Genomic DNA, 24,226 nt, shown 5'->3' with positions numbered 1-24,226 from the left:
TTTCGGAAAACTCTTGTTGATGCGCTTGGCGTCGGGAGGCCCGGCGTCACTGGTGCAGACGCAGACCTCGAGGAACAGCCGCGCCGATCGCCGCCGCCTCGACGCCGTTACTCTGGCGCGGGCCGGCGCGGATGGTGTCGATCACGGCGCGAAGCGGCGGCGCCATTTGCCGTTGGGCCGGATAGCAGAGGTAGTAGCCGGGGAAGGGGGCGGACCAAGTCTCGAGCAGCGCGACAAGGCGGCCTTCAGCGATGTGGTGCGCGATCAGCTGCTGGCTGGCGAATGCAACACCCACTCCGTCGACCGCCGCCTGCACCCCGAAGTCCTTCATGTTGGAGATCAGCGGGCCGTCGATTGCGACTTCGAACCACTTGCCGTTTTCCATGAACTCCCATTTGTAGGGCGTCTTCTGCCCCGGCCATCGCCAGGCGATGCAGCGATGGGCGAGAAGGTCGCGCGGATGAGCCGGCGTCCCGTGCCGGGCGAGATAGTCGGGCGAGGCGACCACGGTCTGGCGCAGGTCCGGGCCGAGTTTCACCGCGATGAGGTCCTTGTCGATCACCTCCCCGAGGCGGATGGCGACGTCATAGCCTTCGGCCACGATGTTGACGACGGCGTCGTCGAGCGTGACGTCGAGCACGACCTGCGGATAGGCGTCGCTGAAGTCACGGAGGATCGGTGTCAGGTAGAGGTCCGCGGCTGCCCGGAAGCAGTGCACCCGCACGGTCCCGGCGGGATGGGCGCGGCGCTCGCGGGTCTCGCCCAGCGCCTCCGCCAGCTCCTCGACGGCGGGCTGTACCCGTTCGAACAGCTTGGCCCCCGCCTCGGTCAGGGAGACGCTGCGGGTGGTGCGGTTGAACAAGCTGACTCCGACCCGCTCCTCGAGCCCTCGGACCATCTGGCTGAGCGCCGAGGATGACACGCCGAGGTTCTCGGCCGCCCGGCTGAAGTTCAGCGAACCGGCAACGGCCACGAAGGCGCGGAGCTGGTTGTAGTCTCCGGCAGACGGAAGGGAATGTTTCATGATCGCCCTCAATTGCTTAGCTCAGCTTACAAGGCTGATTAGTGCGCGCGGACTAAACCTTGCCGCGCCCGTCCTTATACTCAGCTGGACACGAGAGTTGAAGGGAACCACAATGACGTTGCAGAACACGCCCCCGACGGGAAACATAGATGAATTGGTCGCCTTGGCGAAAACCTACTTCGATGCCGCCTACGCGATGGACGCCGACACGTTCGCGACCATCTTCGACCCCGCGGCCTTGGTCACCAGGCGCGGCGATGGCGACAGCGTGGTGGTTACGCCTGTTGCCGCCTGGCTCGATGCGGTCCGGAGCCTGACCTCACCGCAGGATGCCGGCAGCGTGCGCGCCGACCAGATCCTCTCCATCGCCATTGTCAGTGACATGGCGCTGCTCAAGCTCCGCCTGCGGATCCCGCCCCGCGAGGTGACCGACCTGCTGTCGTGCTTTTACCTCAACGGGCGCTGGCAGATCGTCCAGAAGGTGTTCGCCGCCGAGATCCTGGCTCAAGCCCTGCAAACAGCGCCTCGAACTGAGCATGGCCCAAGCTCATCAGGCCATCCTTGATGCCTGGCCAGGTGAAGGTGTTGTCGCTCGTCGCCGATGCGATAGCTGTTTTCGCCGTTTCAGGTCTTTCTGCGACGGTTCGCCTGCCAAACGCTAGAAATGAAATGCGACGCCGATGATCGGTCCTTGCTGGACGGCATCGAATACGAACCCGTCGTTGCTGTAGTTGACCCCCAGTGCCCGATAGCCTGCGACCGCGGAGACTTTATCGTTGAATTTGTAGCCGAGGGCCAAGGCAACGTCCCAGTCGATGTCGGCGCCGCCCGCACCGATTAGTCCCCATCCGGTCATGTAAAACTCAGGCGTAAAGAAGTAATTGCCCCTGAGACCCGCGATGCCATCGACCCAGGTGTCGCCATCGTCGCCTTCCCGGCCATCGAGCAGGCCGCCGCTGAATCCGATTGTCGTGTCGACGGACCAGACCCGGACGCCGCCGACGATATCAAGATGGCCGGACGGGCTTTCCAGCACCGAATACCCGACGCCAAGCAGGCCGGCAAACGTCTTTGAGGTTACGTCGACACTGTCGGCCAGGATGCCGGCAGGGGTGCTCGCGTCCGCCCCAAGCTTCGTATAGATGACGTCTCCGAAAACGCTGAAGCGGTCGTACCGTGCCTCGCCCGCCGCCATGAAGGCGAAGTCCAGGTTCGACAGCACATCGCCGAAGTCGGCGTCCATGTGCACCTCCGGCAATCCGAACTGCGCGGTATCTCCGGAGATGCCGGCCATCCAGAAATAGGGTGCGACCGTGAAAGTCCAGCCGCTCGGGCTTTCCACCTGCCTTGCATCTGGTGTCAGCGGCGTCAGATCCGCCGTCATTGCAGGTGATGCGATCGCCAGTGCGGCGCACACGATGGCGGTATGAGTGGATTTCATGTTCATCCCTCTGTCAGCGAGCGAGTGTCAGGCTTTCTCGACATGGTCCCCCAGAATCAATATGCCTCAACACTAATTAAATTATAAGTAAATTGCCATTACCGCCGGCGCGCATAACTTGCGCGCCGGCGCTGGCCGTCACTGGCCTTGGCATCCCCGCGCATGTTCCGCCGTACAGGCCGTTGCTGCCGTGCGCGCGTGCCCGTTGCCGCCGACCAGGGCGTTCGCCCGATCAGCATAATTGTCTCTTGTGTTCTGATCGACGACCGCGACGGGTGCGGTAAGGATCAGACCGGCAGCGTGCCCTGCCGCCGCAGCCGTTCCGATCGTTGCATCGAGTATGTGATCACCCAGCCCCATCTTGTCATCGGCCAAGGTCTGCCCGTCCGAAATCCTGGAGCCGATCAGGCGGACGATCTCGGGGGATTCCGCAAACTTCGTGTGGTGAAGACGATCGCCCTGCTTGACCTTGGTGAGATCGATCACGCTGATCTTGTTGATCGCCAGTTCTTCCTTGTAGGGCGATTGCTCGGGATCGATTGCGCCGAGGCGCGACACATCTCCCCAGACGCGGCGGGAGACAGCGAGCGCCCGGTCGTCGCGCGATACGAACAATGTGAATTGCGGGTGCTGCTTGCCCATGTCGACGATCTGCTGGCTGAACACGTCGACATCGACATCCGGCGCAGCCAGGATGACGTTCTTGAACTTCGTTGGCAGCCTGCCGTTGCGAATGGCCATCTGACGCAGGGATTCCAGCGTCAGCCAGTTTCCCATCGAATGGGCGAGGATAGATACCTCCTTCACCTCTTTGTCTCGGGCGAGATATTGAAACAGCGTTTCCAGTGCATTGCGCGTGTAGTTCGTGCTTTCGCGGTCATATCCATAGGCGAGCATACTGCCCCGTGATGGCCATGTCACCAGGATGGGCGCGCTCCGCACGCGGGAATCGTGAACGACCTGGGCAAAGCGGTAGACGGAATCTTCGAAGCGGGTGTTGAAACGGTGAATGAACACCAGGACGCTTCCGTCCGGTGTCTTGCGTACGCTCGCGTTGAGCCAGGATTTTGCGGCGTCGATATCGATCTCCTGGGCCTTCAGTGTCGCGAAATCCCTTGAAGGGTTCGGAGGCAGCCTTTTGGGCCATGCGACGCTTCCCACCTCGCGGGCGTTGTCAGGCGGAATGGAGATGGTGATTTCCGCAAGGGCGGGCTTCAGCGCACGTTCGCCAGAAAACATCTCGCCGGGAACGGTCGAGCGGCTACGGGTCGTTGCGACAAGGAGGTTCACCCGGCTCGAATTTGGCAGCGACGTGTCCGCGATCGGGCTGAGGACACCCCGTGGGTGCCCGCCGCATCCCGAGAGACAAAGGAGCGAGATGCATAGGAGCGCCATAAGACTGGCGGGCAGTTCTCTGGTCGCCATCCGTTTCGGCTTCTCCTAGCAATAATAGACGCCGACCGCGCATCTCCTGACGGTGCGTCGCGCCACGCCTGCGACACTGACGGGCGTAAGCGGCCGGCCGACGCGTGCCTCGGCCGGCGTCACGATCTCCATCACTCCGGGAAGCGCCAGGCGTTCGCCGAGTTCGAGGCCGGACATGGCCACACATGCGGCCAGCAGCAGGATCTTGAGTTTCCGCACCAACGTCATTTGCTGCCTCCCTTTGCGAAGTGATCTGGAAGCTCATCGATGTCGGCAAGTTTTTGCAGCTCAACCTTCTTGGCGGCCGTGGTGTTCTTGAAACTGTAGTCCTCGGCGACGACGTCGGCGCCGGTTTTMCAGTCGCTGATCTGGATGCTGTATTGTGGCCCCTGATCGATCTTCGTGGAAGTGATCACATATCGGCAAGGATACGGTTTTTCGCCTTGGGCGATCCATATCTGCCAGTCGAGTTCCTTGGTCCGGAACGCCAGGTGATCGCATTCCACGCCGCCAATCACTCCGCTTCCAAGATCCTTCGTGTCGACGACGTCGCGCATCAGTTCATCGTAGACATTGGGCAGCAGGAGATCGGCGCCGGGAACCGGTCGATGAAGCTTATCACGCATTTCATCGATGAGATGGTCGATCGTGCCGGGCACATCTGCCTCAGCGTAAAGGTTGAGATCCTTGCCGAGGACCGTCGCCGTCTTGCCGTCGAAGGTCATTACGACATCGGCAAACCCGCCGGTGCGCGTGACGCGCAGCTTGTCGGGTCGTCCCATCTCAACCTTACCGGAACTTGCCAGCAGCAATTTCTGGTGCTCGTTGGTGACGATCTCGAAATTTGTATCGTAGGTGAACGAAATCGCCTTCTGGCCCGAGAGATAGTCGGACATCGCCTTGACCAATTGCTTGGCAGCGGGCTCGTCGGCACGCGTGGCCGAAGGCGAGACCAACGCGACGGCCGCCGCAAGAACAACGGACGATCGCCAACTTGCCTTCAGGCACCGGTTGCGGAAGGTTTCTGACACGACGTTATGCTCCTTGCGATTGGTGGAAATCGAAGTCAAACGTGCCGGGACGCGAGGACCGGGTTAAGCGCGCGACGAACCAGCGCCTGCATATCTCTATCGCTGTCGGAGATTGTGCTGCAAAACCGAGTGGGGCGCTCGTAACATCGGGTATGTTCTGTAGTACGGGTACCGTAGCTGAACGCAGACAGTGGCTTCACGGGCGGGATCAAAGTCCCGATCCGATCGCCGGAACGGTCGCGGCGGCTTGATTGCCGAGGGGAAGCCCCGCCTTTCTGATCGCGGTGCTCAAGCGTTCCTGATCCACCGGACGAATGTTTCGTGAGCGGAGTTCGCCCGATAGGTTGGGCAGGAAGTCCGGGCGCATTGCGATGAACCTCGATCCTTCGCGTCGCGCCTCGGCCTCAAGTCCGTTGTTGCTGTAGATCACCGCGGCGACGAGATGAAAGAGGGGGAACTTCTGCATATCGGCCTGTCTTATTTCCGCGACCGCCGTCCTGCCGTCGTTGAGCATGAAAGCGGCAAGCGCTCGCGTTCCATGATAATAGCCGCCACCGCCAGGATTGAGAACGAGCGCGCGCTCGAGAAGTGCTGCCCCGCGAGCCCAATCGCCGCTCATCGCCACGCGGGTCCCGAACTCTCCCAGAAGCTCCGTGTCGTTGGGGTTGGTCGCGAGCGCGGCTTCGCCGATGCGCAAGGCCTCGTCCGGCTGCTGATTGAAGAAGAGCGCCATCATTAGGGCCTGATGCGCGCGAGTGCTGCCTGGATCGAGCTGAAGGGCGCGCCGCGCGGCGACCAGGCTGCGTTCGATCGGCGCTGAGGATCCGTCGATCGCGTTGAACTTAAAGCGTTCCTCGTCAAGGTAGGCGATCGACAGCATCGCCCATGCTGTGGCGAAAGTGGGATAGCGAGCCACTGCACTTTCGAGGCACTCCCTGACCTGCCGATGCCGTTCGGGGCTTAGCTCGGTCCGGTAGGTGTAGAAGCTCAATGTACAGGCATAGGCGCCGAGATCGTCGGGAGGTTGATTGGCAACATCTTCCTGCGCGATAATTCCATAGGGTTGGGCAATGGCTGTCGCCACCCTGTTTGCAACGTCTGTCTGGATCGCGAACAGATCGCCCGAACCCATGTTCTCGTCATAGATCTGCGACCAAAGGATTTCGCCGTTGTCAGTATCAAGCAGCCGCGCGGTAACCCGCATCCTGTCGCCTGAAACGCGCACTCCTCCCATCAACAGATAGCCGGCGCCGAGTGTATTGCGGACCCGAGAGATATCGACTTCCGACGACAATGATCTGGAGGTCTCGCGGCCGAAAACCCTGATCTCCTTGAAGCGGGGCAGTGCTGTGAGAAGCTCCTCGGTCAATCCGGCCGAAAAGATCTCCGCCTTCGGATCCTCACCAAGATTGGCGAACGGAGCAACGGCGAGACTGGGCGCGTGCACCGCGGCCGCCATCGTCGGATCCGCGGCGAAAGACGGTGATCGGCCTTGCACCTGATAGAGGATGGCCGATATCAGAGCTGCAATCAGCAGACTGGCAACAAGCCATCTTCCGTAGCCGCGAAAGGCGCCATTACCGACCGATGTGTTTGTTGGTGCAGCCGAGGTGACGGACGTCGTGGCGTCTCCAGGATTGTTCCAGGCGAATGTCGGGACATATCCCCCTTTCGGAATGTCCATTCGAACCGGATCATCCTGCCCCACCACGAGATAGTAGCGCTCCAGGGTCCGCCTCAGCCGTCCTGCTCCTATCCGCACGACCGGGTCGTCCTGCGAGAAGCTTGGCGCGCGCTTGAACACCTCCACCGCAACGGAATAGCCCTTGATGCGCTTGGCATTGCCTGCCAGCGTCTCTTCGGTGATGTACCTCAGGAAGTCGGCGCTGCGTCCCGTGTGGGGGAATTCCGGATTCTCGATGATCCGTTCAAGCTGCCGACGAACGTCATCCGGGCCTGGAGGAGGTCGCGTTGAAGGTAGTGCAGCATCGGCTGCGCTTGCATTCTGCATGCCATGCACCTCACCGCTCTTGAGGGCGCAACTACCAGAAATTTCATTAGCATAACCTACTGCACAATATCATCCGCGTCCACGACTTACTCGGATGGGCCTTTTGGGTTGTGCCGTTCCATGCGGCCTACGGTATGCTACCGTTTCATACGTTGCTTTTTTACACGTCCGGCCCACCATGCCGTCGGCGGTGAGAAGGGAACCATCTCTGAAGCGGAAGGGGTGACAGTGAGACGGCAATATCAGGATGATGTCGTCGATCGCCGCGGTCTTCCCGCATGAGTGCATCGACGATCGCCGCAATTGTTTTCGCATGCCTCGCCTTTACCTCGGCGGTCGGAATAATGCTTCGATATCGGCTGCCGCATCACCATCTCAGCGTCGAGTCCCGCGACGTGATCAAGCTTGCGACAGCCGTTGTCGGCACTCTTTCGGCACTGGCGCTCGGCTTCCTGATCGCCTCCGCAAAGACGTCGTTCGAAGATGCACAGACCGAACTTCGCACATCGACCGCCAGAGTTCTTCTTCTCGATCGCGTCATGCTGCACTACGGGCCGGAGACGGCCGAAGCCCGGCGCCTGCTTGCAAGGCTGGTGGAAGCGAGGCTGCAACAGAACTGGCACAGGCCTCTGGAAGCGGGCGCGCTCGAACCTCCGGCGAGCGAAGAGATCAGCATCGAACCGGTGCAGGATCAGTTGCGATCGCTCAAACCGGAAACCGACGCCCAGCGGCTTTTGCAAAATCGCGCGATTGAGGTCAGCGGCAATGTCGCCGAGGCGCATTGGCTTGTCGTCGAGCATGGAGACGAGGATCTGCCCTTCGCGTTCCTGATCATTCTGGTGTTCTGGCTCTCATTGCTGTTCTTCACATTCGGGCTGCTGTCGCCGGTCAACAGCACGGTGATCGTCGTTCTGGTCTTCTGCGCCCTGTCGGTTGCCGGCGCAGTCTTTCTGATCACAGACATGGCGCACCCCTATCTCGGAGTTATCCAGGTTTCCGATGAACCGCTGCGAAAGGCGCTCGAACGGATGAGCGAGGGGTGAAGGCTCCACCGCGTAGCTGCTGTCGTTGTTACCGTATCATACGTTGATTGTGGATCGCGTTGAGCGATCATCCGGCAGCCCTTCGCTGAAGGCGAAGCCTTCGTGCGCACTGTTTGTCAGCATCAAAACGCCGCCGCTTGATCCTGGAGGAGAATTCATATGTGCCGTCGCAATGCGTTGTATCTCTCTCGCAGCTTGCTCGTCGCACTGGGTTTTACAGCGTTGACCGGGATTGGCTGTCCGGCGGCATTAGCACAGGCGGCAACGGGGGCTCCGGGAGCCACAATCACCCTCGACGGCAAGCAGCTTCCGCCACCCACGCCGAATTTCGGCGGGGTGATCAAGGAAAAAGCGTCTGAATCACAGCCCTGGTGGGCTCCGCGCGTCACGCCGCCAAAGGGTGCGCCGAACGTGCTGCTGATCATGACCGATGACCAGGGATTTGGTGCCCCAAGCACCTTCGGCGGCGTCATTCCCACCCCGGCCATGGATCGCATTGCAAACCAGGGGCTGCGCTTTACCAATTTCCACTCGACGTCGCTCTGTTCGCCGACGCGGGCCGCGTTGATCACCGGGCGAAACCATCATTCGGTCGGTTCCGGGGTGGTCGGCGAAATTGCGACGGGCTATCCGGGCTACGATTCCATCATCCCGGTCGAGAAAGGCACCATAGGCACGATCCTCAARGAGAACGGCTATGCGACATCGTGGTTCGGCAAGAACCACAATACCCCGTCCTATCAGTCGAGCCAGGCAGGGCCGTTCAATCAATGGCCGACGGGAATGGGCTTTGAATATTTCTACGGCTTCGTCGGCGGCGACGCCAGCCAGTGGCAGCCGAACCTCTACCGCAACACGACGGCCATCTACCCGTTCGAAGGCAATCCCGGATGGAACATGGAAACGGCGATGGCCGACGAGGCCATCCAATATATGAAGCAGTTGAAGGAGATCGCGCCGGACAAGCCCTGGCTCGTCTATTACGTGCCGGGCGCCACGCATGCGCCGCATCATCCGACGCCGGAATGGATCAAGAAGATCAGCGACATGCATCTCTTCGACGACGGCTGGAACAAGCTGCGCGAGACGATCTTCGCCAACCAGAAACGGCTCGGCATCATGCCCGAGAATGCGCAACTGACGCCGTGGCCGAAGGAACTGCCGCAATGGGATACGCTGAGCCTGGAAGAGAGAAAACTCTTCGTCAAGCAGGCGGATATCTACGGCGCCTACCTTGCTTACGCTGACAATGAGATCGGCCGGGTCATTCAGGCCGTCGACGATCTCGGCGAACTCGACAATACGCTGATCATCTATATCGGCGGCGACAACGGCGCGAGCGCCGAAGGCATGCTCAACGGCACGCCGAACGAGTTCACCACCTTCAACGGCATCCCGGTGCCGGTGAAGGACCAGTTGCTGTGGTATCCGTTCTGGGGATCGGAACGGACATTCCCGCACTTCGCCGCGGCCTGGGCCTGGGCGATGGACACGCCGTTCAAGTGGGTGAAGCAGGTGCCGTCGCATTTCGGCGGCACGTCGCAAGGGGTGGCGATGTCCTGGCCCGGCCACATCACTGATGTGGGCGGCATCCGCCGCCAGTTCTCGCACGTCATAGACATCGTGCCGACCATCCTCGAAGCCACCGGCATCCCGGCACCCGAGACGATCAACGGCATCGCTCAGAAGCCGGTCGAAGGGGTGAGCATGGCCTACACATGGGACAAGGCAAATGCCGATGTCCCCACCCGGCATACGACGCAATATTTCGAGATGCTCGGCAATCGCGCCATCTACGACAATGGCTGGGTGGCAGCGACGACGCCGGCAACCCGGCCGTGGGAGCTGAGCACCGCAACGCCGCCCGACGTCATCACCGGCTATAACTGGGAACTCTACAACGTTAACGATGACCCGACCCAGTTCAGCGACCTGGCCGCCAAGATGCCCGACAAGCTCAAGCAGATGCAGGACCTCTTCTATTCCGAGGCGAAGAAGTACGACGTGCTGCCGCTCGACAATTCGACGCTTTCCCGTTGGAACACGCCGCGCCCCAACCTGACGGCCGGGCGAACCGAGTTCACCTATTCGGGGGCACTGAGCGGTGTGCCGCCGAGCGCTGCACCGAGTGTCCTCAACAAGTCCTATACGATCACGGCCGAGGTCGAGATACCCGAAGGCGGTGCGGACGGCATGATCGTGACCGAGGGCGGACGGTTCGGCGGCTACGGCCTGTTTCTCAGCAAAGGCGACTTCGGCGTCGGGCGGGGCAAGGTCGTGTTTCTCTACAACCTTCTCGACCTGAAGCGCACGATGTGGGAGGGGCCGGAACTGGACCCTGGCAAGCACCAAATCGTCTTCGAGTTCAAGTCCGATGGTCCGGGCCTCGGCAAGGGCGGTAGCGGCGTCCTGTCGGTGGACGGCAAGCAGGTGGCGACAAACTCGGTCGAACACACGACGCCCGTCACCTTTCCGGAGGACGAAAGCTTCGACGTCGGTCAGGATACGCGCACAGGAGTCGCTCTGGTCGAGTATCGCTACGACGCTCCGTTCAAGTTCTCCGGCAAGATCGACAAGCTGACGTTCAAGCTCGGGCAATAGTGGGGGCGGCATGTTTGGAACGATGGCCGCAAATGCCAGGCTGCTGTTTTCGGTAACGGGCGTGGTCGAAGCCGCGACGGGACTGGCATTGCTGATTGCACCAGCGCTCCTGGTTCAAGTGTTGCTCGGGGCCGCGCCGGACACGCCTGCCGGCATGACGGCCGCCCGTGTCGCCGGAGCGGCCGTGCTGAGCCTGGCCGTCGCCTGCTGGCTTGCGCGGGATGACCTGGCAGGCAAGGCTGCCAAGGGATTGGTGACAGCGATGCTGTTCTACAACTTCGCCGTGGTCGCAATACTCATTCTTGGATGGATTCGCCACGGCATCGCCGGCATCGCTTTCTGGCCTGTTGTCGCGGCCCACATCGCGCTGGGCGTCTGGTGCGCGGCGTGCGGCTTGGCATCGAGCCGCATTGCTGACCGTTAGCAATCGTCCGGCGCGACGTCAGCTATGGGCGCGAAGCGGCCAAGGGCGTCGGCCGCCTTTCAGCCCGAAGCGGCCGTTTGGCGATCTCGGCGTAGACGACCGCTTTGCGCCCCCAGAGTGTCATAGGGAGCTAGCTAGCCCAGCCCCGAAAGCGGACAAGCAGATCATCGCATGGGGCTCTATGCATCAGCAAACAGATCAATCTTGTCCGACACGGCGACGCCCGGTGGGAAGGGCGTCGTCATCTCATAGGTCTGTGCGGAAGCCGTCGTATCGGCGGATAAGATGACCAAGCCTGGCAATACCGCGGCGGTGGCGCAAAGTAGTTTCGTCGTGGTGGTCGTCGCTCTCTTCTCCTTCACATCCGGTACCGCGCACCAGCATGGTCGGGACAATTACTGCGCCACGACGGCCGGCGGCTGCCACGTTCCTTCGCCGGCCGGCAATATGGACGGCGCTTCGGTCTTCGGCCAATACAGGCGCATGACGAGATAGATCGTGTCATTGGGCGCAGGCAGCCAGTTTGCTTCCTTGTCCGCGCCGGGGTTGTCCTTCTGGATATAAAGTGTGAGCGAACCATCCTCGTTCTTTTTCATGCCCGGCAACATTGGCGAGTTGATGAGGTAGCGATCGATCGGATTCTTGATCAGGAGCTGGCTCTTGCCGTCATACATCGTGACCGACCAGAAGGAGTTCACCGGCGGCAGTTGGCCGGAGGGGAAGGTCAGTATGTAATTGTGCTTGCTTCCGTCGAGCGTCTGGCCTTGGCTATCGACGCGCGTGAACGGATAGGTCGCTTCCTCCGGGTCATTGCCATAGATGCCGGCCTGAGCAGCGACGGCGCGTTTCAACCAGTCACCATTGTAGTGGGCACTGTCTCCTGGAAGACCGCTAACCCGCCAGCCATTGATCGCCTTGCCGGCATCGTCGACGGCCTCGTCGACCTTCCGCTGGCCCTCCTTCATGCCGAGGCCAATCTCCAGCTTGTGCTCCAGTGGCAGATCCTTGAAGTCAAAGGACTTACCCGGCCCGATGCCGAGGCGTGCCAGCTTGGCCCTTATCTCCTTCTCATTGCCCTGCGCCGGCGCGAATTGCAGAGCGAAGTCGAGATAGTCGAAGAAGTTGGTCTTCGCGAGTTCTTTGTCGATCCTGGGGAAGTCGATGGTTGGCGCGGCCGCTGGGGGCGTCTGCTTCAGAAAGGCCGACAGCATCTGCACCTTGTAGCCAGCCTGCACCTTCTTGACGTTGTCGAGATCATCCGGGCCAAAAAGCTGGGTGCGATAACCTGCGAGGGAAAACTGCGTGCTCGAACGAAAAACCTGCTTGATGCCCGCCGGGGTGTCACCCTCCCAGTCAGGTCCGACCACCATGTAGTCGCCGGCATCGCTCCCTGTGGCTCGGGTGCCGATATAGCCGTAATTGTAGGTATTGCCGTCACAGAGCATGACAGAGTAGTAGCGCTTCGGGTCGATCGCCGGCACCGAAAGCACCACCGGTTCAGCTCGCAAATCCAGCCAGACGAAGGAATACGGCGTGTCGCTGTTGGGCGTGACGATTGCCGTGTCCTTGTAAGTGTAAACGTTGGGCTCGTTCTTGATTTGGTTGAACGGCGCCTTGAACTGCCCTGAATTGCGGTCTACCGCGTACTCGTACATGATGGCATAGTTCATCACGAGCGGCAGGCCGTAGATCAAGCCTTCCTCGGCAATGTCCTTGGCCTCGACAATATCTGGATAGCTTTGCGCCATCAGCAGGCTTGGCTTCACAATCGCGGCGCCAGCAGCGATCGCCGCGGCCGAGCGAAGTAGATCTCGCTTCGTCAACATTTGCCTTACTCCTCTTAGGTCGTGTCGAAGTCGGTTGCCTCGCTTCAGGCTGAGGCTAGTAAAGAACAGCGCGTCGGAAGCCACGCCTTGCCACGCCCGCGTATGAAAGCGGCGTCAGCGGCATGCCGATGATGTCGATGAACACGGAAACCTTCGAGCCCTTCTCCGGCATCTCGCCGCCAACCACCTTCAACGTGTAGGTCAAGTTCTGGCCGTTCAGTTCCGGATTCTCCAGGGCGACGACGACCTGTTGGAGCTTGTTTGCTTCGAGGATGGACAGGTCTGCATTCGGCGGATCAGAGAGGAAGCTGTCCTTGCCCTTGCTCCAGAAAGGCACAAACGCTGTCGTACCCATATTCCCGGCAATGCGCTCGGGGCGGTCAGAGAAAAACAATGTTGTAGCGCCAATGCCTTCGAGCGTCAGCTTGTTCGCCGCTTTGTCGAAGGTCATCGCGCTTGCGGTCTGGACGAACAGGAAGTCAGCTACGTCATCGGCTGCTCCCGCCAGTCGGGGCCTAAGCGGCACCGCTGTCGCCGCAACGGCTGTGGCTGCGATCAGCAAGTTTCGTCTGGTCGTCATGGTCTTCCCTCCGGTTGATACAGCGAGAAATTCTCTCGCAAGCAGGCTTCTTTGCTTGCGCGACACGCACGTTTTACTGCAATAATCACTATTCCTAATTTTGAAACCACTCATTTTACGCCACGGTTGCAATATTTCTGGAGCAATGCATGCATGGCTGAGATTCCCGTTATCTCCAACCGCATATTGCATGGCATGCCGGCCTTCATACGCCGTGAAATGGGACCAAAGGCACTACTCCAGGCCAATCGCGCCGTAGGCTTTGATCTCGAACTGATTGAGGGCGAGAACTGCTTCATCCCGCACGCGGCGGTGATCGGCTTTGTCGAAGCGGCTGCACGCGCTGCCGGTGAGTCCAACTTTGGGGTTCTGATTGCCCCGATGATGAACGTCGCTAACTACGGCAGCTACGGACGCTACGTGATGGGTGCCGGCACCCTGGGGAAGGCCATCGAGCGTGCCATCTCCGGTCTTTGCTTTCATAGTACGGATGACAGGATGTCGGTCGCGATCGTCGGCAACGAGGTACGATACAGCTATGTCTTTGCGCTAGCCGGCCGTACCGGGTGGGGCAACACCGCGTGCGCGGCGGCGGGCGTCCTGCTTAGCCTCTTCAGGGCTTATTTGCCCCCTGACTGGCGACCGCTGCGCGTCGAGCTTGATACCGATAGGCCAAGCCAGACGAGACTTTTTGAAGACGTCTTCCAGTGCCCGGTCCATTTCAACGCACCCGCGGTGACCATCGTCACGGAACGCCGTCATCTGTCCGCTATGGCGAGGAGCACTTCATGGCCGATCGTCACCATCGAGGATGTGGCGCGAGACCGGCGGGGCGGTGCTCCAAGGGATTTGCTCAACGTGATCTTGGAGCAGATCCGGACCCAGGTTCTCACCGGCAGCATATCGATCGATAGCACGGCACTATTGATGGACACCAGTGTCCGAACACTGCAACGTGAGCTGAATCGGGCCGGCACCGATTTTCGCAGCTTGGCGAACGTAGTCAGGGCACAGCGAGCCACGGAATTACTCCGGCATACAAACGATTCGATCACGCGCGTATCGGCGGAACTGGGATATTCGTCCCCAGCCAATTTCGCTCGCGCTTTCCGAAAGGCAACCGGCAATGGGCCGAGGGAATTTCGCTCCGAAGGAGAACTCAAATAGGTATTGCACAACACGATCCTGCAGTTACTGGGCCGTCCTGCATGGAACGCTGGCCGAAAGGTCAGCGTCAAGAAACCACTGAAGCAGCGCGAGATCTGGGCGATCCGCTTCTTCCTCGACCGAGAGGCGCCTGAGAGATCGCGCGCTGTTTGATCTCGCGATCGACAGTAAGCTCCGAGGCTGCGGTCTTGTTAAGGTCAAGATCGGAACCCTCGTCACAGGTCAAGAAATTCGAATCCGCGCCATGGTCGTCCAGCAAAAGGCTCATGTACTCTGATCCTCGGGGACTAAATCTGTGGAACTCGATTGCACACGGCACTCTTGAGCGCGGTATGATCAATGCAGTGATCTCGTGATCCATTCTCTGCTTGTACTTGGCCTGTGGGGATCAACTGGCCGACCACCGGAAGAAGAAGGCGGCTGGGGGCTGAGGGAGGTGGGAACCTGCCCGAACTGTCGTATGCGTTGTCGTCGAAGCTCCGTGACCAGTTGAAGGCGGCTTTTCCAGCGTGACTTCCCAGAGCCCGCCAGTCCGCTTCCGGCCCCAATTCCGTCACTTACTCAGTCCCGCTTGACGTCCGCTTCTGGCGCGTTCCGGCCGACGTACTCGTCTGGTGTCGGCCCGAAGCGGACGAAACAGGCTCGACCGTGAAGCCTCTTCGGCCGTTTGTCGGCGGAGAAGCTCATGGGATGGCCTCTGCTATCCGTAACAGGGCAGAATATATGATCTCGGGATCACTTGGTGCAACGGCATTTCGGACCAGGCTTTCGGCGTTGGCGACAATCTCGTGTGCCGCACGCAAGGCCGACCGGCCGTCCGGCGTAAGTTCGGTCGTAAGGACCCGCCCATGTACCGGGTGGGCCATTCGCTTGATGAGGCCGTCCCGTTCGAGCGTCGCTATGATGGACTGCATCGTCTGCGGTGTTACGAAGGCCCGCCGCGCGAGCTCCGCACTTGACAGGCCCGCGCTGACCTCAAGTCCCGCCAGCACCGAGTATTGCGGGGTCGTCAATCCGATGTTTCTAAGTTCAGCGTCGAGATGGCCCCGCAGCGCTTGCTGCGCCCGCTTCAGCGCATATCCGAGCGAGCGGTAGGTGTCATCAACAGGCGGATCAATCAGGCTGGACATATCAGTACCCTTATATTATATCAGGGCCCTGACGATACTGCGTCGGGTATAAAAAGGAAAGATAGCTCATGCCTCGCCTCATTGGACCGGATTTCATCGGGATACAGACAAAGGATCTGGACGCCGCACGGAGCTTCTATCGGGACATTGTCGGGCTTACGCCATCGGCAAAAGCCCCTCCGGGCGCGATTGTTTTCGAAACGCACCCCATCCCATTCGCCGTCCGCACGCCGATCGAGGACTTTGACGACACGCAGAAGCTAGGAGTTGGCATCGCGATCTGGTTTGGCTGCGACGACGCTGACGAATTGCACGCTCATCTGTGCGAGCGCGACGTGCGGATAGCTTTCCCGCCGAAGGACGGTCCGTTCGGACGCTATTTCGCCTTCGTCGATCCATTTGGCTATACGATAACTGCGCATACCCTCTTAACAAAGTAACTGAAACGGCCCCGCAGACGCGCAGCCCCTAACTCAAATGTGAATACTTTCTCTCGCGGATTTCCGGAATTCTGCGGCAAATGCGACCAACGGTCGCTTTCGGCCCAAAGCGGCCTCTCACTAGATGAAGTTATCGCTACACCTGATCGGGGACTGCTGGGTTCGAGCAGACCTCTTTTCGTTGCAGCGGCGGGGACCCGTATCTCCTCGATTATGGCAGCCGAGTGCGCTGCACCTGTCGGGCGACAGCATCTAACTTGCCTAGCATCAGCGGATGCGGCGCCACTGACCGCGTCTCGTTGGAACTTCCCAAGCAATAACAGGAGTCGATCACCAATGTCGCATATCGAAAGCCAGCTACAACGGTTGGGACTAGAACTTCCGGCACCCATCCTGCTTCCGCCTAACGTGAAACTTTCCTTTCCCTGGGTCCGCATTTCAGGGTCAAGGGCTTATATTTCCGGACACGGGCCGCTCAATTTAGACGGCTCGATTGCTGGACCGCTCGGAAAGGTCGGGAAAGGTCTGTCTTTGGAAGAAGGCTACCATGCCGCTCGCCTGACCGCACTGGCGATGTTGGCCAGCCTGAAAGTTGCTTTGGGTGATCTGGACCGGGTGGACAGCTGGCTTCGCGTCTTTGGCATGGTGAATACAGATCCCTCCTTCAACTCATATCCACTCGTTATCAATGGCTTCAGCGACCTTATCGCAGAGGTTTACGGCGGCGAACGCGGATCCCACGCCCGCTCCGCGATAGGCGTGGCAGGCCTGCCATTTGATCTTCCCGTGGAGATTGAAGCTGAGGTTCTTATACGGCCTTAACGACCCGCCACGGCACGAGTTTTTGGCGATTATGACAGGACGGTCTCGACGTCAGCTTGGTCAAGATCAGTCGGCGACTCCTGATCAGGAAATTCCCCTTGCCTTGGGCCGCCGTCCGCGCGCCGAGCTGCTCGATAGCGGCCGGGTGAGAGGCCGTGGTGCCGATGGAACAACTTCGAGAACGCCGCGACGGTTTCGTAGCCAACGCGGCTTGCGATCCGGGCAATTCCCTCATCGCTTGTTTCCAGTAGGAACGCAGCCTCCGACATCCGGCGTGCGATCAGATAGCGCTGCATGGACTGGCCGACGAGCTTGGTGAAGCGAGCCGAAAACACCGAGCGGCCGAGCCCCACGCGATGTGCGAGGTCGCGAAGCGTCCAGGGCCGATCCGGTCGTTCGTGGATCAACTCAAGCGCTCGCCCAATATAGGGGTCCGCCATCGCCCCAAGCCATCCGCCTTCTCCTGGCCGGAGAGATTTGATCCAGCTTCGCAACACCTCGACGAAGAGCACCTCTGTCATTCGCGAGAGCGCGACGCGTTGGCCGGGACGTTCAAGCGCCGACTCGCTCACCATGCGGCGCAGGATAGCCTCAAGCCAGTCACCGTCTATCGCCGGCTTCAGGAGAAGTACGGGCGGAAGCAGTTCCATCACGCTACCGCGCGCGGGCCACGAGAGAATGAAATTGCCACAGATCATCGTCGAGAGCGGCTGCGCGCTGCCTCCGTGACTCACGACGCCAAGATGGGCGGGTCGATCGAGGTCCGTAACCAGGAATGGCTTCGTCCGACTATCCGAGTAAATCAAATGGGGCTCGCCGCGTGTGATGACGACGAGATCGCCCTCCGCCATGCGGAGCTCTTGCCCATGTTCGAGCGCGAGGGTGGCTGTGCCACGACTGAGATAATGGAACAGGGCGTAGGGGCGCTCCGGCAAGGCCAGGTTCCAGGGATGGCCGAGCTCGAAGTGAAAGAGCAGGGTGCCGCTCAGTCGAACGCGATCGAGCACTTCGGCGAGGATGTCCATGCCCCTGATGTTAGTCCGCTGTACGGTCGGACACAATATCCGGACGATCGGGGCCTAACGTCCCGGAACCCTTCGTATTATTTCGTGTCGACGTGAGCCAACAGGTCACCCAGCAAGCAATCTGGCTAACTGCCGCAACACGTACCCAAGTGCCTGCCCCTTTTCGTGGGTCGGGGTTGTCGGCATCCAAACAGGAGCAAGCAATGCGAAATATACTACACTTAGCCACCACAGTTCTCGTCGCCGGGGCAGCGTTTGCCGCGCCCGCCCAATCGGCTGGTCTACCCAAGGGGGCGGCGCACAACATCGTGCTCGTCCATGGCGCTTTCGTCGACCAGACAAGCTGGAAGCCCGTTGCCGACATCCTCACGAAGAAGGGCTATAATGTAACGCTGGTCGAAAATCCGCTCACGTCGCTGGCTGCGGATGTCGATGCAACCAAGCAGGCACTGGCGAAGCAGGATGGCAAGACCGTCCTCGTTGGCCACTCCTGGGGCGGCGTGGTCATTACGCAAGCCGGTGACGATCCCAAGGTCTCCGCGCTCGTCTACGTCTCCGCCTTCGCGCCTGACGTCGGAGAATCTCTGGCGGACCTGGCCAAGGGCGGCCCGGCAACCGAAGGCACCAAGGCAATTCATCCCGACGAAAAGGGCAACCTCTATATCGATCCCAAGGTGTTTCCCTCGGCGGTCGCCGCGGACCTTCCACTGAAGGTCGCCGAATCCCTGGCAAACTCGCAGCTTCCGCTAAACCACACAGCCTACGAGGCTCCGGTCGATAGGGCGGCCTGGCGCGACAAGCCGACATTCTATGTGATCAGCACGAAGGACAAGGTAATCGCACCGGAGACCCAGAAACTGTTCGCGGCCAGGATGAAGGCCAAGATCACAGAGGTGGCTGGCAGCCATGCCTCCCTCGTCGTCCATGCGAATGAAGTCGCTGCGGCCATTGAAAAGGCCGCGCTCACGAACTGACGATACTGCTCCCGGCGCCACCGTGCCGGGAGTACCTCTCCACGCTGAAAACACGCAGCGCTCCGACTTTTGCGAGTGAGTTTCGCGACAAGCCATCCCCGTGAAAGGGCAAGACGGACTACAGGGTTTTTCGGAAGAACACGACGCGCTGGGTCTCCGCAAATCCTAATGCAGCATGGAGCGCATGGCTGGCTGCGTTCTCAAGCGGCGCGTCGGAGCCAAATTCGACGCATCCAAGCGACTTTCCCCATTCGGCAACCGCGTTGCACAGCAACCGCGCAATACCCCTTCGCCTGTCAGCGGGCCGGACATAAATCCCTTCAAGGAACAGGACAGGTGAGCTAGTGCATCCGTTCACGTAATCATGACGTAAAGTGGCCTCTGCAAGCCCGATAGCTTCATCCGCATCATTTCGAGCGATGAACGCGGCTGCTTTTCCATTTCCTGAAAGAAACGACCGGGCCAGCTCGGCACAATGGTCTTCAAGCGAGTGATGCGGCCATAGCGCAATGCGAAGCTGCGCCCATGGCTCAACATCTTTTATGGTCCCAATCTCAATAATCGATCCCATATGGCGGCTCCTTCCTTGTCGCAAGAACCCCGCAGAGCGTGTCAAAAGTCGGACGCGGTTTTCGAGAACAGCTCGATCGCCAATGCTGCTGTCCGATCATGAATCCACCGGCGATCAACGCCAGGCGCATCAGCGCATATTTCGGTTTCATGGACCTTACCCCATTCGGAGCATTCGCACAGGAAGGCGTAGTGACCAGCCATTGGATCGAGCAAATCCATCGTGCTGTTTGGTAGTTGTTCGTGCACCCATGCAGCGCACAGGTCGGAAGGGGCTTCGATATCAGCGCCGACAGCCGCAATGGCAACCGGCACAGGAATCTTGCTCAAGCTTTCGCCTGTCAGGCCCCGCACCGTGGGCGCCGGTGCGCAAAGAAGAGCGGCTTTGATCCTTGAATCCTTATAGGACGATGATTGCCGGTTCCATGAGGCGCGGAACACGGCACTGGTTTCCAGCAGTGGGGTAACCTGCTCCCCAATGTCCGGAAACTCTCTCGGACCATTGCCCCAAGGCTTGTTCTGAGCCCAGTCGAGAAACAGCGTCATGTCGGTGATGGCACCCAGCAACGACAGTACCGTGTAACCGCCCAGAGAGAACCCTGCCGCAAAGGTGCGATCGAGATCAAGCTGCCCTGCAAATTGTCCCTCGGCAGTATGATAATCCAGCAAAACGGTCAGGTCCCGAGCGCGTTCCCACCAGCACAGGAAGCCCTCCGGACGATATTGTTCCGAAGCGGTGTTACCATGATGATCGATGCCGATTGCAACGAAGCCTGCTTTGGCCAGGCGTTGACCGAGCCAACCAAGACTGGTTGCCGTTCCCCCGGTTCCATGCGAGAGCAGTACAAGGGGATAGGCCTCTTGTCGGCTTGCCAGGCGTGCATCGTCCACCGATTCCTCAGTGAGGAAAAGGGATCGAACCGGCTCCTCAGGAACAGCGGTTTTTCTTAAGGGATCTTCAGTCGGATACCATGCTGACCAGGCCAGGGGCCGGGAGCCGTCACCAGCCCAATTCGATCGGCTGCTGTCTTCTACGTTACCTCTGGTGAAGCCAACCTTGAACATGATCTCCATCCATCGCCAGTTTTATCCTCTGACAGGAGGGGAAAATTACTTAAAATTGTCAACGTGGATCGTCGCTTCCTGTTCAAACTTCCATTGGGCTGGATTCCGTATTTCGACGTGCCGTAGCGACAGTTTTTGCGACAAGTGAGTGCGCAGAACGATTCACGAAAATATCTCCGCGGGACCAATCACCGAACAAGGAACCCAAGCACTGCTGCGTTTGCAAGATCGATGAAGAATGCGGAGACGAGCGGCAGGATGATGAACGCGATGGTTGCTGCTCCGTGGATCTTGGTGACCGCCGTCATGTTGGCTATTGCCGTCGGGGTAGCTCCGAGCGAAATCCCGCAAAAGCCGGCGGAAATGACCGCCGCATTGTAGTTGCGCCCCATGGCCGGGAACACGACCAGGATGATGTAGACGACGGCCACAAGCGTCTGCACCGCCAGCACGATCGCGAGCGAAAGGCCGAGCCCGCTCAGGCCCCACAACTGCATGCTCATCAAGGACATCGCCAGGAATATGTTCAGCGAGAGATCGGAGATAAGCGCCAGACCGCGGGTGTGCGTCGGCCAGGGTAAGCGCGGCGCCAGGATCGGAATGCTGTTCGTCATCACGATGGCGGTCAGCAGACAGACGACGAACAGCGGAAGATTGATCCCGGCTTCAAGGATAATCTCGTGCAGGGCGTAGCCAATGATGATCGCGACATTTGTCACCAGCAACGTACGCAACAGGCTGATGTAGCTGACATCGTCTTCGTGGCCATCGGCAGCATCCCGCGGCACCCCGATCGTCAACTCCTCGTCCTTGGGGCCGCTCAGGCCATTCCGGGTGATCAGATACTGTGCGATTGGTCCCCCGACGAGGCTGGCGACGACCAGGCCGAGCGTAGCGCTGGCAATGCCGATTTCGAGAGCGTTTGTGAGACCGAAACGGCTCGACACGATCGGAGCCCAGGCAATCGTCGTGCCGTGTCCGCCGATCAGCGAGGTCGACCCGAGAAGGATTGCCATGCCTTCTGGAAGACCGAGCACCTCGCTGGCCCCCATGGAAACGAGGTTCTGGATCACAAGAAACGCAAGCGTGACGGCCAGCAGGATGAGAAACGGCTTGCCTCCGGCAAGGAGATCGGAGAGCCGCGCGTTCAGGCCAACGCCGGTGAAAAAGTAAAGCAGCAACAGGTCGCGTGCGCCGAGCGCGAAGCTGATCTCGATGCCAAGGAACTCATAGGCGACGAGCGTCACGAACGCTGCCAGGAGCCCGCCGGTGACTGCCTCCGGAATGCTCCAGCGGGTGAGGGCGGGGATGAGCCGATTGAGGTTCGCGCCCGCGAAGAACACGAGGATCGCTATGGTGAACGACAGCAGTCCCGGGACCTCTATTGTCGACATGTGCCACCTTCACCGCCAGACGCGCCTTGTCGGTTGCAAAACACTGACACACGCGCTTTGACTGAACCAGTGAAAATATTGTTTCGTCCCCTCGCTGCTCCCAGGACACCATCTCGCATCTGGCGCCTCGACAGCCAATCTGACGCTGCTTGCGTTGACCTTGCTGGTCATTGAAACACGGATCGCGCAGTCAGCCACCAATCGCCAGCAGATTTTAATGAGACGCTTCCAATCGTTGCGGTTGAAAAATTCAGTCGATCACGTGATTGCCAGCGGTCATCGGACGGTCTATTGAAAAATCGAACTTAGAGGCCCGACATGAACATGGCTCCGAAGATTGCAGAACGGCGACGCTGAAGCTCTTAACGCTTCCGTGCTCCTTTACTCATGCAATTTCAGGAAATGATCCATGTCCGTAAAATCGGCCGTGCTCGCCGCGCTTGCTTCCGCATATGAACTGAACGGCCTTGAAGCCGCCCCCTCCATCGTCCGGTCGACCAGACCCGAGTTCGGCGATGTCCAATGCAACGACATGATGCGGCTGGCGAAATCCGCGGGCAAGAACCCGCGCGTGCTTGCGGCGGAAGTCGCAGAGGCAGCCCGGAGTGCTCTTTTCGAGGACGTGTCCGTCGCCGGCCCAGGTTTCGTGAACTTCCGGCTGGCCGATGCAGCCGTTGCCGCGGAAGCAAGCGCCATGCTTGCCGATCCATCGCTCGCCGCAGAGAAGGTGGAGCCGATGCGGACGATCATTGACTTTGGCGGACCCAACGTCGCCAAGGCACTGCATGTCGGCCATCTGCGTTCCTTCGTCATCGGGGAGAGCCTGCGACGCATCCTCGTGGAGATCGGTCACGACGTTCTGTCCGACATTCACCTTGGCGACTGGGGCCTGCAAATGGGCAAGCTTCTTCTGGGCGCAGCTCAGGCCGCGGGATGGAAGGCAGGTGACCCCACATACTTCATCGATCCATCGGCATTTGATGCCATGACCGTCGAGGAGCTTGGCGCCCTTTACAAGTCAGGCAATGCTGCCTGCGAGGACGAGGCTTCGCTCGCGCTCGCGCGGATGCTGACCACGAAGCTGCAGGACGGAGATCCGCTTCTGGCGGAGGCCTGGGCGCGCATGCGGGCCATTTCCCTTGCATCGATCTCCGCCACGGCGAAGATGCTCGGCGCGCATTTCGATCTATTCAAAGGCGAAAGCGATGCTCATGCGGAAGTCGCGCCCATGCTCCACGATCTCACCACCCGCGGGCTGGCGCGGGAGAGCGATGGGGCTCTTGTCATCGACGTCTACGGCGACGGGCTTCCGGACAATGTGCCACCTCTGCTTCTCCAGAAGAGAGACGGAGCGGCCCTTTACGGTACCACCGATCTCGCAACACTCCGGCAGCGGGTGCGTGACATCGGCGCGCAGCAGATCGTTTACTGCACTGACGATCGGCAGGCACTCCATATCGCCAGCGTGTTTTCGGCGGCACGCACGGCAGGTTATGCCGATGGCGTCGAATTACGGCACGTGACCTTCGGTACAGTCCGCGGCAATGACGGCAAGCCCTTCAAGACCCGTGACGGGTCGGYAGCCTCGCTCGGTGACATGATCGATCTTGCGCTCGCCAAGTCGTCTGAAATGGTCGCCGACAGCCAAGCAGCCACGGTTGTGGGCCTCGGCGCGTTGAAGTTCGCCGACCTCTCCACACCAAGAAAGACAGGTTACATCTTCGATATCGACAGGATGACCTCCTTCGAGGGACGGACCGGACCGTACCTTCAATACGCCTACGCCCGGATCTGCTCGATCCTCGACAAGGCTGCGGAGGCCAGCATCGTTCCAGGCGAGACAATCTCGATCAGCCATCCATCGGAACGTGCCGTCCTGATGGAATGCCTCTGGTATCCGCACGCCCTTTCGGAGGCAGCGCGACAGTTCGAGTCTTTCGAAATCGCTGATCGGGCCTATCAGGTGGCGGATGCGTTCAGCCGGTTCTACACGGATTGCCCGGTGCTGAAGGCGGACGATCCGTCGGGACGGCTCGCCACGTGCAAGCTGGTCGCAAGGGTTATCGGAAAGTGTCTTGAGCTTCTTGGAATGGAAGCTGTGCGGCGTATGTAAGTCCATTGGTTTGACTGCTTCCGGCCCTTAGCATGTGTAATCGGGCGGTCCCACAAAGGGCAGGCTCCCATTACAATCTCGATGCAACCGAGATGACGGGAGACGACGATGTTTTATGCT

At 60.0% G+C, this 24,226-nt stretch carries 24 protein-coding genes and 1 pseudogene; 11 read left to right on the top strand and 14 right to left on the bottom strand.

The window, feature by feature from the left end:
- Positions 1-46: 46 nt before the first annotated feature.
- Entirely contained in the window at positions 47-1,024 is a 978-nt protein-coding gene (locus AC1DTN_RS27970) for a LysR family transcriptional regulator (RefSeq protein WP_477923528.1), read from the bottom strand.
- Between the two features lie 112 nt (positions 1,025-1,136).
- On the opposite strand from AC1DTN_RS27970, the gene AC1DTN_RS27965 reads away from it, so the two are divergent.
- The gene (locus AC1DTN_RS27965) at positions 1,137-1,589 is read left to right on the top strand and encodes a nuclear transport factor 2 family protein (RefSeq protein WP_477923527.1); all 453 of its coding nucleotides are present in this window, start codon (positions 1,137-1,139) and stop codon (positions 1,587-1,589) included.
- 93 nt (positions 1,590-1,682) lie between these two features.
- Here AC1DTN_RS27965 and AC1DTN_RS27960 read toward each other — a convergent pair whose 3' ends face one another.
- The 5 genes from AC1DTN_RS27960 to AC1DTN_RS27940 form a co-directional block, all read right to left on the bottom strand.
- Positions 1,683-2,408: a hypothetical protein gene (locus tag AC1DTN_RS27960; protein ID WP_477923559.1), complete on the bottom strand. Its 726-nt coding sequence runs from the start codon at positions 2,406-2,408 to the stop codon at positions 1,683-1,685.
- A 195-nt stretch (positions 2,409-2,603) separates the two neighbouring features.
- Positions 2,604-3,890, bottom strand: coding sequence for an alpha/beta hydrolase (locus AC1DTN_RS27955; protein WP_477923526.1), 1,287 nt, complete (start codon positions 3,888-3,890; stop codon positions 2,604-2,606).
- 15 nt (positions 3,891-3,905) lie between these two features.
- Positions 3,906-4,118, bottom strand: a complete 213-nt coding sequence (locus AC1DTN_RS27950; protein ID WP_477923525.1) for a hypothetical protein — start codon at positions 4,116-4,118, stop codon at positions 3,906-3,908.
- Positions 4,115-4,894: a DUF2092 domain-containing protein gene (locus AC1DTN_RS27945; RefSeq protein ID WP_477923558.1), complete on the bottom strand. Its 780-nt coding sequence runs from the start codon at positions 4,892-4,894 to the stop codon at positions 4,115-4,117. The genes AC1DTN_RS27950 and AC1DTN_RS27945 overlap by 4 nt, the downstream gene beginning before the upstream one ends.
- A gap of 235 nt (positions 4,895-5,129) precedes the next feature.
- Positions 5,130-6,932, bottom strand: coding sequence for an adenylate cyclase (locus AC1DTN_RS27940; protein WP_477923523.1), 1,803 nt, complete (start codon positions 6,930-6,932; stop codon positions 5,130-5,132).
- Between the two features lie 278 nt (positions 6,933-7,210).
- Between AC1DTN_RS27940 and AC1DTN_RS27935 the strand changes: the two genes are divergently transcribed.
- From AC1DTN_RS27935 to AC1DTN_RS27925, 3 genes are all read left to right on the top strand, one after another.
- Complete coding sequence (locus tag AC1DTN_RS27935; RefSeq protein WP_477923522.1) at positions 7,211-7,975, top strand: bestrophin-like domain; 765 nt, start codon at positions 7,211-7,213, stop codon at positions 7,973-7,975.
- A gap of 159 nt (positions 7,976-8,134) precedes the next feature.
- Positions 8,135-10,576 carry an arylsulfatase gene (locus AC1DTN_RS27930; RefSeq protein ID WP_477923520.1) on the top strand — a complete coding sequence of 814 codons (2,442 nt, stop codon included), beginning with the start codon at positions 8,135-8,137 and terminating at the stop codon, positions 10,574-10,576.
- Positions 10,577-10,586: 10 nt separating this feature from the next.
- Positions 10,587-11,000, top strand: a complete 414-nt coding sequence (locus tag AC1DTN_RS27925; RefSeq protein WP_477923518.1) for a hypothetical protein — start codon at positions 10,587-10,589, stop codon at positions 10,998-11,000.
- A gap of 179 nt (positions 11,001-11,179) precedes the next feature.
- On the opposite strand, the gene AC1DTN_RS27920 is transcribed toward AC1DTN_RS27925, so the two are convergent.
- From AC1DTN_RS27920 to AC1DTN_RS27910, 3 genes are read right to left on the bottom strand one after another with little or no spacing between them, the layout of a single operon-like run.
- The gene (locus AC1DTN_RS27920) at positions 11,180-11,362 is read right to left on the bottom strand and encodes a hypothetical protein (protein WP_477923517.1); all 183 of its coding nucleotides are present in this window, start codon (positions 11,360-11,362) and stop codon (positions 11,180-11,182) included.
- 33 nt (positions 11,363-11,395) lie between these two features.
- Positions 11,396-12,826, bottom strand: coding sequence for a DUF1254 domain-containing protein (locus tag AC1DTN_RS27915; RefSeq protein ID WP_477923556.1), 1,431 nt, complete (start codon positions 12,824-12,826; stop codon positions 11,396-11,398).
- A gap of 55 nt (positions 12,827-12,881) precedes the next feature.
- A complete protein-coding gene (locus AC1DTN_RS27910; protein ID WP_477923515.1) occupies positions 12,882-13,406 on the bottom strand; it encodes a hypothetical protein in 525 nt (174 codons plus the stop codon).
- Positions 13,407-13,559: 153 nt separating this feature from the next.
- On the opposite strand from AC1DTN_RS27910, the gene AC1DTN_RS27905 reads away from it, so the two are divergent.
- The 3 genes and pseudogenes from AC1DTN_RS27905 to AC1DTN_RS27895 all read left to right on the top strand — a co-directional run bounded on the left by AC1DTN_RS27905 (position 13,560) and on the right by AC1DTN_RS27895 (position 14,929).
- Complete coding sequence (locus AC1DTN_RS27905; protein WP_477923513.1) at positions 13,560-14,573, top strand: AraC family transcriptional regulator; 1,014 nt, start codon at positions 13,560-13,562, stop codon at positions 14,571-14,573.
- A pseudogene (locus AC1DTN_RS27900) lies at positions 14,570-14,835 on the top strand (integrase); the annotation flags it as partial. The gene AC1DTN_RS27905 and the pseudogene AC1DTN_RS27900, both read left to right, overlap by 4 nt.
- Positions 14,836-14,839: 4 nt before the next feature.
- On the top strand, positions 14,840-14,929 hold the full coding sequence (locus AC1DTN_RS27895; protein ID WP_405049750.1) for a hypothetical protein: 90 nt from the start codon (positions 14,840-14,842) through the stop codon (positions 14,927-14,929).
- Positions 14,930-15,256: 327 nt separating this feature from the next.
- Here AC1DTN_RS27895 and AC1DTN_RS27890 read toward each other — a convergent pair whose 3' ends face one another.
- Positions 15,257-15,703 (bottom strand): MarR family winged helix-turn-helix transcriptional regulator, encoded by a 447-nt coding sequence (locus tag AC1DTN_RS27890; RefSeq protein ID WP_477923511.1) that lies wholly within the window; start codon positions 15,701-15,703, stop codon positions 15,257-15,259.
- A 68-nt stretch (positions 15,704-15,771) separates the two neighbouring features.
- On the opposite strand from AC1DTN_RS27890, the gene AC1DTN_RS27885 reads away from it, so the two are divergent.
- Both AC1DTN_RS27885 and AC1DTN_RS27880 read left to right on the top strand, forming a co-directional pair.
- Positions 15,772-16,143, top strand: a complete 372-nt coding sequence (locus tag AC1DTN_RS27885) for a VOC family protein (protein ID WP_477923509.1) — start codon at positions 15,772-15,774, stop codon at positions 16,141-16,143.
- Between the two features lie 336 nt (positions 16,144-16,479).
- Positions 16,480-16,965 carry a RidA family protein gene (locus tag AC1DTN_RS27880; RefSeq protein WP_439015445.1) on the top strand — a complete coding sequence of 162 codons (486 nt, stop codon included), beginning with the start codon at positions 16,480-16,482 and terminating at the stop codon, positions 16,963-16,965.
- A gap of 29 nt (positions 16,966-16,994) precedes the next feature.
- Here the strand turns inward: AC1DTN_RS27880 and AC1DTN_RS27875 are convergent, their stop codons facing one another.
- The gene (locus AC1DTN_RS27875) at positions 16,995-17,990 is read right to left on the bottom strand and encodes a cupin domain-containing protein (protein WP_477923507.1); all 996 of its coding nucleotides are present in this window, start codon (positions 17,988-17,990) and stop codon (positions 16,995-16,997) included.
- 203 nt (positions 17,991-18,193) lie between these two features.
- On the opposite strand from AC1DTN_RS27875, the gene AC1DTN_RS27870 reads away from it, so the two are divergent.
- Positions 18,194-18,964, top strand: a complete 771-nt coding sequence (locus AC1DTN_RS27870; RefSeq protein ID WP_477923506.1) for an alpha/beta hydrolase — start codon at positions 18,194-18,196, stop codon at positions 18,962-18,964.
- Between the two features lie 118 nt (positions 18,965-19,082).
- On the opposite strand, the gene aac(6') is transcribed toward AC1DTN_RS27870, so the two are convergent.
- The 3 genes from aac(6') to gltS all read right to left on the bottom strand — a co-directional run bounded on the left by aac(6') (position 19,083) and on the right by gltS (position 21,993).
- The gene (aac(6'), locus tag AC1DTN_RS27865; protein WP_439017233.1) at positions 19,083-19,526 is read right to left on the bottom strand and encodes an aminoglycoside 6'-N-acetyltransferase; all 444 of its coding nucleotides are present in this window, start codon (positions 19,524-19,526) and stop codon (positions 19,083-19,085) included.
- 50 nt (positions 19,527-19,576) lie between these two features.
- The gene (locus AC1DTN_RS27860; protein ID WP_477923504.1) at positions 19,577-20,599 is read right to left on the bottom strand and encodes an alpha/beta hydrolase family protein; all 1,023 of its coding nucleotides are present in this window, start codon (positions 20,597-20,599) and stop codon (positions 19,577-19,579) included.
- 188 nt (positions 20,600-20,787) lie between these two features.
- Positions 20,788-21,993 (bottom strand): sodium/glutamate symporter, encoded by a 1,206-nt coding sequence (gene gltS, locus AC1DTN_RS27855; RefSeq protein ID WP_477923502.1) that lies wholly within the window; start codon positions 21,991-21,993, stop codon positions 20,788-20,790.
- Between the two features lie 409 nt (positions 21,994-22,402).
- On the opposite strand from gltS, the gene argS reads away from it, so the two are divergent.
- On the top strand, positions 22,403-24,106 hold the full coding sequence (argS, locus tag AC1DTN_RS27850) for an arginine--tRNA ligase (RefSeq protein ID WP_477923500.1): 1,704 nt from the start codon (positions 22,403-22,405) through the stop codon (positions 24,104-24,106).
- Positions 24,107-24,226 lie beyond the last annotated feature (120 nt).

This window comes from Rhizobium sp. 01T444 (assembly GCF_056398305.1).
The sequence above is the reverse complement of the archived record's forward strand: the minus strand, read 5'-3'. Positions and strand labels throughout refer to the sequence as shown.

Coding starts and splice junctions, on each gene's coding strand:
- AC1DTN_RS27935 (WP_477923522.1), top strand. CDS start 7,211: ATGAGTGCATCGACGATCGCCGCAATTGTTTTCGCATGCCTCGCCTTT.
- AC1DTN_RS27940 (WP_477923523.1), bottom strand. CDS start 6,932: ATGCAGAATGCAAGCGCAGCCGATGCTGCACTACCTTCAACGCGACCT.
- AC1DTN_RS27895 (WP_405049750.1), top strand. CDS start 14,840: ATGTACTCTGATCCTCGGGGACTAAATCTGTGGAACTCGATTGCACAC.
- AC1DTN_RS27955 (WP_477923526.1), bottom strand. CDS start 3,890: ATGGCGACCAGAGAACTGCCCGCCAGTCTTATGGCGCTCCTATGCATC.
- AC1DTN_RS27970 (WP_477923528.1), bottom strand. CDS start 1,024: ATGAAACATTCCCTTCCGTCTGCCGGAGACTACAACCAGCTCCGCGCC.
- AC1DTN_RS27885 (WP_477923509.1), top strand. CDS start 15,772: ATGCCTCGCCTCATTGGACCGGATTTCATCGGGATACAGACAAAGGAT.
- AC1DTN_RS27905 (WP_477923513.1), top strand. CDS start 13,560: ATGGCTGAGATTCCCGTTATCTCCAACCGCATATTGCATGGCATGCCG.
- gltS (WP_477923502.1), bottom strand. CDS start 21,993: ATGTCGACAATAGAGGTCCCGGGACTGCTGTCGTTCACCATAGCGATC.
- AC1DTN_RS27880 (WP_439015445.1), top strand. CDS start 16,480: ATGTCGCATATCGAAAGCCAGCTACAACGGTTGGGACTAGAACTTCCG.
- AC1DTN_RS27890 (WP_477923511.1), bottom strand. CDS start 15,703: ATGTCCAGCCTGATTGATCCGCCTGTTGATGACACCTACCGCTCGCTC.
- AC1DTN_RS27915 (WP_477923556.1), bottom strand. CDS start 12,826: ATGTTGACGAAGCGAGATCTACTTCGCTCGGCCGCGGCGATCGCTGCT.
- AC1DTN_RS27870 (WP_477923506.1), top strand. CDS start 18,194: ATGCGAAATATACTACACTTAGCCACCACAGTTCTCGTCGCCGGGGCA.
- AC1DTN_RS27875 (WP_477923507.1), bottom strand. CDS start 17,990: ATGGACATCCTCGCCGAAGTGCTCGATCGCGTTCGACTGAGCGGCACC.
- AC1DTN_RS27950 (WP_477923525.1), bottom strand. CDS start 4,118: ATGACGTTGGTGCGGAAACTCAAGATCCTGCTGCTGGCCGCATGTGTG.
- AC1DTN_RS27960 (WP_477923559.1), bottom strand. CDS start 2,408: ATGACGGCGGATCTGACGCCGCTGACACCAGATGCAAGGCAGGTGGAA.
- AC1DTN_RS27965 (WP_477923527.1), top strand. CDS start 1,137: ATGACGTTGCAGAACACGCCCCCGACGGGAAACATAGATGAATTGGTC.
- AC1DTN_RS27910 (WP_477923515.1), bottom strand. CDS start 13,406: ATGACGACCAGACGAAACTTGCTGATCGCAGCCACAGCCGTTGCGGCG.
- AC1DTN_RS27925 (WP_477923518.1), top strand. CDS start 10,587: ATGTTTGGAACGATGGCCGCAAATGCCAGGCTGCTGTTTTCGGTAACG.
- AC1DTN_RS27860 (WP_477923504.1), bottom strand. CDS start 20,599: ATGTTCAAGGTTGGCTTCACCAGAGGTAACGTAGAAGACAGCAGCCGA.